The sequence below is a fragment of the Legionella birminghamensis genome, assembly GCF_900452515.1.
GTDB classification, from domain to species: Bacteria; Pseudomonadota; Gammaproteobacteria; order Legionellales; family Legionellaceae; genus Legionella_C; species Legionella_C birminghamensis.
In genome coordinates, this window is the sequence record NZ_UGNW01000001.1 from 2,735,578 (window position 1) to 2,748,438 (window position 12,861).

Consider the following 12,861-nt stretch of genomic DNA (forward strand, 5'->3'; position numbering starts at 1 on the left):
ACTCCCCTTGTCAAATCAATAAATTAGTGTTTTGCGATAACCTCCGGCGTCAAAGATGAACCCAATATCCATTGCTTGATTGATTGCGGTTTTTCAACATGATGAAAGCAACAGAACCATAAAGCGGTCAGAAGAACGATTTTTACCGCAAACGTAACTAGAATTTCACGGGAAAAAGAACGCATAGCAGGCTCAGCAATTTGGAGGGAAATAGTGTAACTTAAATAGGAAGACAGTGCCAGCCCAAACCGTTCGGCCTGAGGAGGAGCGTAGCTCGTCTCGAAGGCTTGGCAGCGAACGAAGCCTTCGAGATGCCACTCTGAAGCCGCTACAGGCTGAACGATTTATCCGGGGTAACATATTAAGTACTTAATTTTTCCGCCAGAGAACGCATATAGTCACCCGCGATATCAAGGCCGGTCACCTGCATAATTTCTCTGATACAAGTGGGGCTGGTGACGTTAATTTCTGTCAGATAATCACCAATCACATCAATCCCTACAAAAAACAAACCTTTTTCCCGCAATGTGGGAGCAATTTGCTCACAAATCCAGCGATCACGGTCCGTTATCGCCACCACTTCGCCCCGAGCCCCCGCCGCGAGATTACCGCGGATATCGCCTTTTGCAGGGATTCTGGCCAGTGCATAGGGAACAGGGAAGCCATCGATTAAGAGGATACGTTTATCACCGAGATTTTTTATTTCAGGAATATAACGCTGAGCCATAATCGTTACGGTTTCATTTTGAGTCAAAACCTCAAGGATGACCGATAAATTGTTTGCATTTTCATCCACGTGGAAAATAGCGTTTCCCCCCATACCCTCCAGCGGTTTGTAAACAACCTGCTGGTGTTGCTTCCAAAACTGGTAGAGGCGATCAATATTTTTAGTGGCCAGAGTCAGAGGACAGCATTGAGGAAACTGTAAAGTAAAGAACTTTTCATTAGCATCCCTCAAGCTTTGCGGTTTATTGGCAACCAGGACGCCGGCTTTTTCGGCAAGTTCCAGCGCATAGGTTGCATAGATGTATTCCATATCGAAAGGAGGATCCTTTCGCATCAGAATAATGTTAAATTCATTCAGGGATTTCTCTTCTGTCTCGCCCACTTCAACCCAGCGGTTGGATTTTTCATCGCCAAGCGTAAGGGGAGTCACCTGCGCAAAAGCCTGTCCCTGCCGACAGGCCATATCGGCAGTTGTAAAATAAGAACATTCCCATCCCAATTGCTGCGCACTTTGCAACATGGCCACAGTCGAATCTTTATAAGGTTTTATCGAATCCAGAGGATCCATGAGAACAGCAAGTTTCATTATTCGCCTCCAATAGCCGCGATTTCTCTTGCAGCAGCCAAAGCAGCCAGGCGCGCAATTACGCCATACGCATAAAAGCGGTTGGGATATTCAACGGGCGGCAAATCTCCTCTTGGCATATTACAGGGTTGTGAAAAGGCCAGCGGTTCAAAGTGCATGCCCGGCGCATTTAAATTTTCATCACTGCCCCTTCCCTGATGAACACGATAAAATCCACCCACTACAAATTGGCCTATCATATAAACCACCGGTTCAGCCACAGCCCCATCAGGCATGGTTTCAAAAGAGAAAACGCCTTCCTGCAAAATAACGCGCTCCACCTTCTGGCTTCCCTTGCTGGCAGCCATGCGGGTTCGCTGCTTCCGATTCAACTGGCGAAGTTCATTCGCGTCATGAATCATCATCACACTCATTCCATAAGTGCCATTATCCGCTTTCACGGCAAGGAATGGTTTTTCATCAATATTGTAGGTTCGGTATTTGTCCTCAATTTGCCGCAGAAGGACATCGGCGGCCTCCGCGAGATTTTCCAAGCCCTCCTGGGCCATAAAATCAATGCCATCAACCGCAGTAAAATAAGGATTGACAAACCAGGGATCCAGATTGATAACTTCGGAAAACTCAGTGGCAATCTCGTTAAAAAAGCCGAAATGACTGGATTTCAGACGAGAAAACCAGCCCAGCTTGGCAGTCGGTCGAATACGCTGTTTAATCCCGTCGAGAATAGGCGGCACCCCAGTTGACAAATCATTGTTGAGTACAATGAAGCAGGGATCAAAATCATGCAGCCCCACGCGGTCTTCATGGCGTATCAGGGGTTCTATTAGCAGTTTGTTATTGCCTTCCAGATCAATTTCAACGGGTCTAATTACCTCCGGATCAAGGCTTCCGATTCTGACATTAAATCCAGCCTGAATTAAAATGTCCCTTAAAACAGCCAGACTTTCCATATAAAAACGGTTTCGGGTATGGCTCTCTGGAAGAATTAATATACGCTTGCAGTTTGGCAGGTAATCGATTAAAACCGCCTGGGCAGCCTGCACGCAAAGCGGCAGGAAATCGGGATTTAGATTGTTAAACCCGGCTGGGAACAAATTAGTATCCACAGGCGAAATTTTAAAGCCGGCATGCCGGAGATCAACCGAAGATGTCAGGGGAGGAGGCGTTTTTCGCCATTGCTGCCGGAACCAATCCTCGATATCAGCAATCTGGCTTAAAATAACTTCTTCCACGTGGTATAAAGGGCCGCAGTGCGCCGTAAATAAATTGGGTACAGGTACATCATAGTGATGCATGAGAATACTCCTCAGCAATTAAACTCAACCCCAATGAAACAGCCAAGTTTTCTAATTATTATTATGATTTAAGATGAGAGCAAGTTGCCACTACTGTAGTCTTGATAAGCGTAGTCCATCAAGGTTTTTGCCATGCAAAAATTAATTAAATTATTGTAAATTGTCCAGAATAGCAAGTAATTCTGTAATTGGATGCAGGCTCAACATGAGCCCAAAGCGTTTTGTTGGGCCAGAAGGCCCAACCTACAATAATGCCCTTACCTGCTGTGGGCTTTAAGGCATTCGACAAGGGGAGTCGATTGGATCACCGATTGAAGCGCTTAATGTTGAGCAGGCACTGCTTTCCGTTTCAGTGGAGGCCCTCTCCGCAGGGTGATACAGCGATGAGTAAGTGGCCAGTCCTGGCTGGACAGTTTGATTTGATTCCAGGGCGGTTAATAAAGCAATCCCGTCTTCAAATTCAGTGGCTTTTGCGATATCCAGTGCAGTCTGCCCCGCGGTGTTTTTTAAGCCGGAAAGCGCTCGTATTGCACCGCTATCCTTAAGCCTTGGTTCTAAAGCAAGTACCATAGCAATCAGCTCCGCCCGCTTGCTGGATACAGCCCAGTGCAAAACGCTATTCAATTCAGAATCCTGCCGACGCATCAAATTGTAAACGATAGTGGCCGGCAGCCTGGAAAGCAAGTAAAGCCCTTGCGGACGATTGAGCAAATAAAAGAATAGGGAATTAGACTCCCGCACTGCCCCCCAACCCTTGATTGATCCTTTAACAAACAAACTCAATCCAATGGAAGCCTGTGCTTCGAATTTCATTGTATCGGACAGGTTCAGACTCTTAAAAACCAAAACCAGGAACTCAAGGCCTTCTTCAGTACGAGCGAGCATTTCAAAACGGGTTTTATCGCTATCCTCAAAGGGCTTGAATAACTCATCCAAAGAGAAATAGTGATGAACCAGAGCCTTATTGTCTTGTAAATAGTTTTCCAGGCAAGACCAGGTACTTTCCCTATCGCTTGCCTTAAGCTTGTTTTTATACATGCACCTGAGCATAGTCAGCCCATTGGGTGTCGGCATGGATATCAGAATGCAGTACATCAGACCTATACCGCTACCTATTATCAGCAGATCAAACTTCTCATACGTTTCCTTAGCATCCATTGGAGTAGACGCTAAATCAGCGAGTGCGTTTAATCTAGCTTCACGGGTTTGCCTGTCAAACATCTTGTGCTTATCCGCAATAGATCGTTTGGTTTTATTTAATTGACGGGTTAATGCCTTTTTATTACTCAATCCCTTTTGAGTGGTGGCTTTTTCTGCCTCTATTTTTTCCTCGATGGACTTTTGCGACTTGTACAATGCTTCAATTTCATTACACAATTTTTTCACTTCAGGAAGAAGCATCGCTCCCCTTGTTTTTTCAAGCTCTACAATCTTTTTGTCTAAAGACTCCTTGTTTTCAAATGTCTCAACCTGGGAGGAAGTTTCGGCTTTCTTGACCGCGGATCGTTGATAAAGGGCAGGATCAAGCGATTTGATTACATTACCCAGATTGTCAGCCTGTGCCAATTCGAGCGGCGTAAGTCCTGCCTTGTTTTTTACGCCCAATACATCGTCCTCGCCTCTCAAAAGCCCCTCACGCAAGGCGCTGTCCCTGGCGGCCATGATCAATACAATCACATTGATGCGTTGATTCCTGACTGCCCAATGCAACAGTGTCTCACCATCCTTGTCTTTCGAACTTAAACTTGAAAACAATTGGCTGGTAAAAAGAGTCTTGAATATATGGCGCCCTGTCGGGTGGTTAAGCAGGTACATTAACAAATTGTTTTCCTCGCTCAGCTTACCCCATTCAGTGTCCGAGGACGCGCCGAACAAAATAGCAGGCAATGAAGGGAGCGGATCTTTATCCAACATGCCAGGGATGGACATCGATTCCCAAACCTCCTTCAAAAAATCAAGCCCATACTGCTTCCGGCATAGAATTTCAAAATAGGTTTTCCCACTGCCCGATTTTTCCTTGCTTAGCTGACTTAATGAAAAATAGAACGCGGTCATCTCGGGATACTTTGTAAATGAGCGTTTAAGCGCCATCCATCTTTCATTATCTGACTTTAACCGGCTCAGAAAACAGTCATAACCGGCATGTTTAATTACAAATAGCAATTCGAAAAGGTATTCTGGTTGTGGTTTATCCGATATCAAATCAAACCAGCTATCGGAAAAACCTTCAAACCAATCATTCAAATTTGACTGAACGCTTTCCTCAAACCGGGTGCTGTCAGGCAATTCCTCCTGAACTTTTTTAGGACTACTGGAAAAAAATTTAGGCGACCGCCCGACAACCCCGCCCGAAAAAGTATTTTTTGACAGACTGGCGGTGGTTGGGGTTTCTGCATTTGGCTTCCTTCGCTGTCGCCCCCGTTTTCCCCTATCTGAAGGCCGGTTTTCGCTGGCTGTATTTGAAACAATCGGACTGTCTTTCTTTTCAGAGACTTCAGAGGTAGCCGCTAACCGTTTTTCAGGCTCTTGGACGGGAGCCGTTTCCGTTGGCTTAGCGGGTTCTTCAATCTTAATCAGCTCATGGGCCAGCAGAAAGCTTTCATAATTGACATACAGCATCTTCTCCCTATTCCAGTGGTTGAAGGCTTCCTCTGCCATCTCTTTCTTACCGTTTTGATATAGCCTGCAGGTTTCTGCCTGCCATCCCGCCAGGTATTCTTCTTCGGTCTGCTTAAGAATTACTTCCCTTAAGAAGGCCGTGTCTGGCGTTTTTATCCCCTGCTCCAGCGCATTGCAAAGATTTGTTAAGGGATGGTCTTTCCCCTGATCCACAAACAAACGGCGCGTGGCGCGTGTACAGCTGGTAAAAATTTTGTTGAAGGGAGGGCCAAAGCGGTCTCTGCTGCAACCCCGTTTTGGCTGGTTAACCGGAATTTTGCCATTCAGCTCCAGATTGAGTTCGCGACTGGCTTCATGGCAAAGCGGATCATCCAGCATCCGGTACAGGATCACATTCTCGTACTCCAGCCCTTTGATTTGCTCCGGGGTGTAGATCATCACCGCTTTAGGATACTTTTTACGGGCTTCATCCACATACTGCGGCAAGGTGATAATGGCAAAATTACTTTGCCCGGCCATGTCCCTCAACTTGGCCAGCTCTTCTTCATCCTGCTTAAGCCAATGGACCATGCCCGGCGTATTCGCCTGTTCCGGGGACATTTTTATTTCCGGTCGTTCCAATTTGTCTGAGCTGCCACCCACTGCCTGGTTTTTGATACCAATCACCGTGTTCGCAAAATGCACCACGTGCGCAGGACAACGATAAGAATGCGGAAGTTCAATATACTTGAGTTCTAAACCTGAACGCTGCATTAGTTCAAAAATAAATGGACGTTTTGACTTGCTGTCAAAAAGACTTTGATGAGAATCCATGCAAAGGCAAATCTGCCCGTTTTTAGCAAGATTCAGCAGGTTTAAGAGTTCCTGCCCCGACAAATCCTGGGCCTCGTCACTAAGGACCAGGTCATATTTTCCCTGCTGCCCCAGATCGAGAAAATCGGGCGCGACTTTACGCTTATCCTCCAGATAGGCCAGATAAGCCTTGTACGCCTTGAGGATCCATTGTTTGTCCGCTTTATTATGGTACAGGCTTTTCTTATCACCAAGCCCCAGATATTGAGTCTTGTCGGGATAACCCGATGACAGTCGGAATTCCTCATAAAGCTGGCGTGCCTCGGGTAAACGGGCTGGCATATACCCTTTTAGCCACTCCTCAAAATCAGCCTCCTTGGCAATCGTTTTTCCAACAAACGCCTCGCCTTTCTGCTCACGGGCTACCGTTTCATAGGTTTTAAACTCAACCCGCTGCTTCAGTTCCTCAGGCAGTAACAGCGCGTCCCAGATTGCCTGCATCGCCTTGATTAATTCTGGTGATTTCGTCACATAGAGTATACACGTCTCAGGGTTATCAGACAGGCGGCTTACCAGCTCTGTAATCAATGATATTGCTACACAGGATTTTCCGGATCCTGGCGCCCCACTGATCAATGCAGGGAGCCTTGTTTCCAATACTGATTCCTGCTGAGTATTCAAACGAATGAAATTCTGGTTGTAGCAATCCAGGGTTATGACCGGATGAGGCGGTGCAACTGCATCGCCAGCCGCCTGACGGGCAGCAGCGGCTTGTTCCTCGGCCATCTGCTCGCGGATGCGCTGGATTATCGAGGGGCCATACTTCGCCCGATATTTAGCGACCCCGTCTTTGTCTGAATATAGCGGTGACTTGTTATAATCATGGTTTTCGGCTATGTCTGCTATGACTGCAGTCCTTTCGCCATCCACTTCAAAATCAATAATCAGGGCCCGGTCGGCATCATTGAGGCGAGCACTCGCCAACTCACGGGATAATGGCTCCCAATCGGTTGAGCCAGGGCTCTCCACTAACGCCCGGGCCAGTTTCTTCACTCGCTCAGGATCCTTCGTATACTTGGCCAAAGCGACCCTGTCTATAAATACACGCTTCCAATGTCCCGGATTTTTTTCTTTTTTCTCTTGCATTAATCACCAAAAACAAACAACCAACAGAATGACGCATTATTATACATTAAGAACGCCATTCAATCAAAATGCATTTATGAAGTCTGCTGTCGACCCTTCGAATCCCCGAGGCGTAGACCATCCGAATCCCCGCGGCTGCGACCTCCGAATCCCCGCGGCTACGACCTCCGAATCCCCGCGGCTACGACCTCCGAATCCCCGCGGCTACGACCTCCGAATCCCCGCGGCTACGACCTCCGAATCCCCGCGGCTACGACCTCCGAATCCCCGCGGCTGCGACCTCCGAATCCCCGCGGCTGCGACCGCGGGGCCCACACCCCAGCTCAATCTTCGACCTCGCGATCCTAGCCCATAGGTATCTACGCATCACCACTACGCCCTGCGGCTTGTCCGCAGGGTCCAGTGTTTCCATAAGTCATCTGGAGCTCTCGGGCAAGCCGAGGGAAGTCGAAGCTAAGAGCAGACTGTGTTTTCAGCGATGTGTAGAGAACTATGAGCGTCGATCGGGGGCCCATGGTTGGCTCAAAAAGAACTCAGGGACTACAATCCTACCGGAGTAAAGATTGAATGAACTGCTTAGTAAATTGGAGCTATGAATTAGATCTTTTGGGCCCCGCGGTCGCATGCCGCGGGGATTCGGATGGTCGACTCCGTGGGATTCGGATAGTCGACTCCGTGGGATTCGAAGGGGCGACTCCGCGGGATTCGAAGGGGCGACGCCGCGGGGATTCGAAGGGTTGGTGCAGCGGGGATTCGGAGCGGGAAAACATATGCAGAAAGACAGAATCCCCGCTTTTCTGCTATTATGGTTTATCCAAGTTCAGATGCGATTAAAATGTTAACTCAACTAATAGAACAATACGCGGCGCAAATTGACACCTTCCAATACCTCTTAATTCTAATCAATGCCCTGCTCCACCTCCTTTTTGCGGGCGCCGTTGCCCGTGACGCTGGGAGCTTGTACCAAATTGGGCAACGCCCGGCACTGGTCTCAGCAGCGACCTGGGCTTTTGCTACCTTGCTGGGGGGCGTCATAACGGCTGCAATTTATTGGTTTATCCACCACTCGACCCTAACCCGACCTACATTGAGAGAGACGAATCATGAACGAACATAAAATTTTAACCATTGATGTTCACGAACTAAAGCAGCGGATGGATAGGAATAGCGACATTTGCCTGATTGATGTACGCGAGGACTATGAATGGCAAAACTATCGCATTCCACAAGCGCGCCATATTCCTAAAGGCGAGTTGGCTGCGCGTATTAAGGAAGAGACCAGCGACTTGGCAGAACCCGTTTATCTGTATTGTCAGGGCGGTGTGCGTTCCCTGGCTGCAGCCGATACCTTAATACAAATGGGGTATCAGGAAGTGTATTCAGTCAATGCGGGGATCGCCGGCTGGGCGATGGCGGGCTATGCAATAGATAAGTGATGTGAATCATACCGCGGACATTCCGCGGTATGCAGATAGAAATCAGGAAGGACCCTGAGGTTCAGCAGGCGTAAATTTTTCATCGGTTGTTGAAGTCGGAGCAGGGGTCGAAGACCATACCATATGTTTCAGGGTACTAAGTACTCCACCGCTGTGCCCTTTTGCTTTTTCAGCTTCCTGTTTAATTCTCTTTTCTTCTTCAAGCTTGGCTTTCTTTTCAGCTGCCTCAGCTTCTTTAATATCCTGACTTTCCTTGTCATCTTTTTCAAGACGAGCTGTCTTCTGTGAGGAAACAAGCACCGTCATGTATTTATCATGATCAAACGCGAGGGAGGCTTTTTCGTCTTTCCTGATATTTGAAAATAGATGATTTCTTAATTTAGGTTTACCCGGATCATTATCAACATGAATTTGTTTATCCATATAGTCTAGTGTATCGGTGAATATGGTCCATCCAGTTAAGGGATCCATTTTATTCGAATCGTTACGATTAATGATTAATGGTATACCCCGATGCAAGGCGCTATTATCGGGAGAAGTTGCCCAATATCGAGCTTCAATCATCTGCTCAACTACAAGAAGTGAGCCTACAAAAATGTTTGCCTTTTGCTTATCAGACAAACCACTGAGGGGTGAGTCTAAAGTCGCTTCCAGAATATCAAGAAATTTGAGCTGACCGAATCGATCATCACTTAAGTCCTCAATCCTGTTTTTTTGGTTCTTAGTAATTACAACCCTTCTTTGCTCTTTATACGCTTCTTTAATTTTTTCCCAAGCTGGAACTTCAAAAGCCATATTATTCTCCTTAAACTCCATATTCCAATAAGTGAAGATCTTCCTCACGACACCCAGTGTAAACTAATTATTTCCATTCGTCATGACTTTTCTTTAAACGACTTAACTAAATTACAACCTATTGTTTTCATGATAAGTTTTAGGGAATCATCCGTGAATGCTTTATTTCTCTCCCGGTCTGTTTTAGGATGGCGCTTTGCTTCAACAGAAAGGAAATCAAATGAAGAAATACCTTGGTATACCATTAATGCTGCTGGCAGGCATTGCCTCTGCCGAAACCGCGCCGCCCAAGCTGGTTGTGCAGATTGTGGTTGATCAGTTGCGCGGTGATTTGCTGGAACGCTATAAAACCAAATTTGCTGCGGATGGTTTTAACTACTTATACAGCCATGGGATAAGTTATCAAAATGCCCATCACCCCCACGCCCACACAGTAACCTGTGTCGGCCATGCGACTATCGCTACCGGCAGTTATCCTGCACTTCATGGCGTTGTTGCCAATGACTGGATAGACCGAAAGACTGGCCAGGCGGTTTATTGTATGGAAGATTCTGACAGCAAAATTATTCCTACTGCCCATACCAAAAAAGAGCTGCCCGGACGTTCACCGCGTCAGCTGCTTGCTTCCACACTCAGCGATGAACTGGTACTCGCTCAAAAAGGGCACGCCTTTGCCGTTTCTTTAAAAGACCGCGCAGCGATTACCCTCGCAGGCCATTCTGGTCAGGCTTATTGGTTTGATCGAAAAAATGGGGGGTTTGTAAGCAGTAGTTATTATCTTAGCCAATATCCACAGTGGGTGACTAACTGGAATGCGGATTATCATGCGCAAAATGAAACCTGGTCGCTCAGCAGGCCCATGAATCAATATGCTTACGCTAAAGCGGCAGGATTCCCCAACCGATCGGTAGACTTTGGCAATAGCTTCCCGCACCATACTGGGGAGCCTGGTACTGAAGAGTACTTCGAATACTTATCCATGACCCCGAAAGCGGATGAGTTAACCGCTGATTTCGCCATTCACCTGCTTAAAGAAGAGAAACTGGGACAAACAGCCAATAACGTGGATTATTTGGGGATTAGCTTCTCTGCCGTTGATGCGGTAGGGCATGAGTTTGGCCCTAATAGTCTCGAATCAGAAGACAATCTGCTGCGTCTTGATCAAACCATGGCAAAACTGCTAAAAGCCATTGACGCTCAGGTAGGGCTTGCCAATACCCTGATTGTCCTTTCTGCTGATCATGGCGTAAGCGACTCACCAAGCTATCTGGCAGAGCACAATATGCCGCAAGCCAAGGCCTTAAATGAAACGGATTTGCGCCATGCCATTGAACAGGTGCTGCTGAAGCGTTTCCAGCTACCGCCCAATAGCCTGCAGGCCATCATGCTTCCCTATGTCTATCTGAATCATGAGGCAATCGCTGCCCGCAATCTGGATATTGATCAGGTTAGTGCCAGCCTGGCTGAAGCATTAAACAATTTCCCCGGTGTATTTCAGGCTTATGCCTTATCCTTAGCCAATACCCAGCATGACTGGCTCAGCGAAAAAGTAGTTCGCATGGCCAATTTAAATCGTGCCGGCGATATTTACCTGGTACCGCCTCCTTATCAGTTAAGCGAGGATCAGGAAGGCCAGAAAGTGGATCATGGCACCCCCTGGCAATACGATAGTTACGTTCCCATTCTGTTTGTCAATGGCCAATTTACCGGGCAAAAGGTTAATCGTCCCGTCTATACCACTGACATAGCCAGTACTCTGGCAGCGGTCCTGGCGATTAAATCTCCTTCTGCTGCGGTGGGACAGCCATTGGCTGAAGTTATGCGCTTTTATGATAGCCAGGCTTGAAAAACGGGGAATAGTGACTATTTAATTATAATAGGTCCTGGATTGCTCCTCTCGTCATTGCGAGCATAGCGAAGCCAGCCCCGGTGCTCTATTCCAGCCCCGATCTAGATTGCTTCGCCAAGGCTCGCAATGACAGGGAAATGGCATAATATCCCACTGGCCCCCCGTCATTGCGAGCATAGCGAAGTAATCCAGATCGGAACTAGAATGAGGCACCGAAAGCTGGATTACTTCACTCTATTCGCAAGACAACAGCCTACATCAGAAACAAGGGATGGTTACTATGAACAATTTGAAAACCCTGATTTTACTTGCTGCCCTAACCGCCCTGCTTATGGTTATCGGCCGTTTACTGGGCGGTTATAGCGGTATGATGATCGCCTTGATCTTTGCAATTGTGATGAATTTTGGCGCCTACTGGTTTTCTGATCAGATTGTACTCCGAATGTATAAAGCACAGCCTCTCAATGAGAATCATCCTGTTTACTCAATTGTTTCACAGCTTGCCAATCGCGCACAAATTCCTGTTCCTAAAGTGTACATAGTCGACACCCCGGTTCCCAATGCCTTTGCTACTGGAAGAAGCCCTGAGCACGCCAGTGTTGCCGTGACAACAGGTATTTTATCAAGGCTGAGCCAGGAAGAGCTTACCGGTGTGCTCGCCCATGAAATTTCACATGTTACCCATCGTGATACCTTAATCAGTGTCATTGCCGCTACCTTGGCAGGTGCCATCAGCGGCATTGCCAATATATTTATGTTCATACCAATGGGAAGCAACTCTGAGGGCGAACGGCATAATCCAATTGGCGCAATTCTAATGTTAATTTTAGCGCCCCTGGCAGCAGGCCTTATTCAGATGGCAGTCTCTCGTTCTCGAGAGTATGAGGCGGATGTCGGCGGAGCAAAACTATCCGGCCATCCCTTATGGTTGGCCAGTGCTTTAGGTAAACTGGAAATGGCAAACCATCAGGGTCAATTTCCAGCCGCCGAAAACCATCCGACGACAGCGAATTTATTTATTGTCAATCCATTAACCAGCGAGAGTCTCAGCGCCCTGTTTTCAACACATCCGCCTACAGCTGAACGAATTGCACGATTACAGGAAATGGCGCGCGGGGGCTTTTAATCACTTGCGTTGACAGGATAATCTAAGGATAATTCAGCCCTAGTAATTTTATTATCATGAGTATTTTATGGGACAACTAGGGCAATTTATTATTAATCACTGGGCGTTATGGTTAGGCTTGATTGTCATTTTGCTCCTCATTTTTATTAATGAAATACAAACGCAGAAAAAACGCGCCAAAGAAGTCTCGCCGCAACAGGCAGTTCATTTAATAAATAGGGAAGATGCCCTGGTGATTGATTTAAGGGATACAGAAACCTATCGCAAGGGTCATATTATCAATGCAATTCGTGCTAATGCTGAAGATTTTGAGCAGCAGACTATGGATAAATACAAAAACAAACCGATTATCCTGGTTTGCGCCAAAGGTTTACAATCGACTGCATTGGCTGCTAAATTGCGTGCTAAGGGATTCTCCGAGCCAATGATTCTGGCAGGAGGAATGGGAGCATGGCAAAATGCAGACTTACCTCTGGTAAAAGGAAAATAAG

10 protein-coding genes are annotated in these 12,861 nt (G+C 47.0%); 5 read left to right on the plus strand and 5 right to left on the minus strand.

Annotated features, from left to right (window positions below):
• Window positions 1-23: 23 nt before the first annotated feature.
• From cydP to DYH42_RS11595, 4 genes are all read right to left on the minus strand, one after another.
• Window positions 24-185: a cytochrome oxidase putative small subunit CydP gene (cydP, locus tag DYH42_RS16890; RefSeq protein ID WP_337589141.1), complete on the minus strand. Its 162-nt coding sequence runs from the start codon at window positions 183-185 to the stop codon at window positions 24-26.
• Window positions 186-361: 176 nt separating this feature from the next.
• A complete protein-coding gene (gshB, locus tag DYH42_RS11585; protein WP_058523535.1) occupies window positions 362-1,312 on the minus strand; it encodes a glutathione synthase in 951 nt (316 codons plus the stop codon).
• Window positions 1,312-2,607, minus strand: coding sequence for a glutamate--cysteine ligase (gene gshA, locus DYH42_RS11590; protein ID WP_058523534.1), 1,296 nt, complete (start codon window positions 2,605-2,607; stop codon window positions 1,312-1,314). The genes gshB and gshA overlap by 1 nt, the downstream gene beginning before the upstream one ends.
• A gap of 273 nt (window positions 2,608-2,880) precedes the next feature.
• The gene (locus DYH42_RS11595) at window positions 2,881-7,164 is read right to left on the minus strand and encodes a DNA/RNA helicase domain-containing protein (RefSeq protein ID WP_058523533.1); all 4,284 of its coding nucleotides are present in this window, start codon (window positions 7,162-7,164) and stop codon (window positions 2,881-2,883) included.
• Window positions 7,165-7,999: 835 nt separating this feature from the next.
• On the opposite strand from DYH42_RS11595, the gene DYH42_RS11600 reads away from it, so the two are divergent.
• Together DYH42_RS11600 and DYH42_RS11605 are read left to right on the plus strand one after the other, a co-directional pair.
• Window positions 8,000-8,281 carry a hypothetical protein gene (locus tag DYH42_RS11600; protein ID WP_058523013.1) on the plus strand — a complete coding sequence of 94 codons (282 nt, stop codon included), beginning with the start codon at window positions 8,000-8,002 and terminating at the stop codon, window positions 8,279-8,281.
• The gene (locus DYH42_RS11605) at window positions 8,268-8,600 is read left to right on the plus strand and encodes a rhodanese-like domain-containing protein (RefSeq protein ID WP_058523012.1); all 333 of its coding nucleotides are present in this window, start codon (window positions 8,268-8,270) and stop codon (window positions 8,598-8,600) included. Before DYH42_RS11600 ends, DYH42_RS11605 begins: the two co-directional genes overlap by 14 nt.
• 42 nt (window positions 8,601-8,642) lie before the next feature.
• Here the strand turns inward: DYH42_RS11605 and DYH42_RS11610 are convergent, their stop codons facing one another.
• Entirely contained in the window at window positions 8,643-9,395 is a 753-nt protein-coding gene (locus DYH42_RS11610) for a hypothetical protein (RefSeq protein WP_058523011.1), read from the minus strand.
• A gap of 220 nt (window positions 9,396-9,615) precedes the next feature.
• Between DYH42_RS11610 and DYH42_RS11615 the strand changes: the two genes are divergently transcribed.
• From DYH42_RS11615 to DYH42_RS11625, 3 genes are all read left to right on the plus strand, one after another.
• Window positions 9,616-11,241 carry an alkaline phosphatase family protein gene (locus DYH42_RS11615; RefSeq protein WP_058523010.1) on the plus strand — a complete coding sequence of 542 codons (1,626 nt, stop codon included), beginning with the start codon at window positions 9,616-9,618 and terminating at the stop codon, window positions 11,239-11,241.
• Window positions 11,242-11,524: 283 nt separating this feature from the next.
• The gene (htpX, locus tag DYH42_RS11620) at window positions 11,525-12,370 is read left to right on the plus strand and encodes a zinc metalloprotease HtpX (protein ID WP_058523009.1); all 846 of its coding nucleotides are present in this window, start codon (window positions 11,525-11,527) and stop codon (window positions 12,368-12,370) included.
• 67 nt (window positions 12,371-12,437) lie between these two features.
• Window positions 12,438-12,860: a rhodanese-like domain-containing protein gene (locus DYH42_RS11625; protein WP_058523008.1), complete on the plus strand. Its 423-nt coding sequence runs from the start codon at window positions 12,438-12,440 to the stop codon at window positions 12,858-12,860.
• The last annotated feature ends 1 nt before the right edge of the window (window position 12,861 follow it).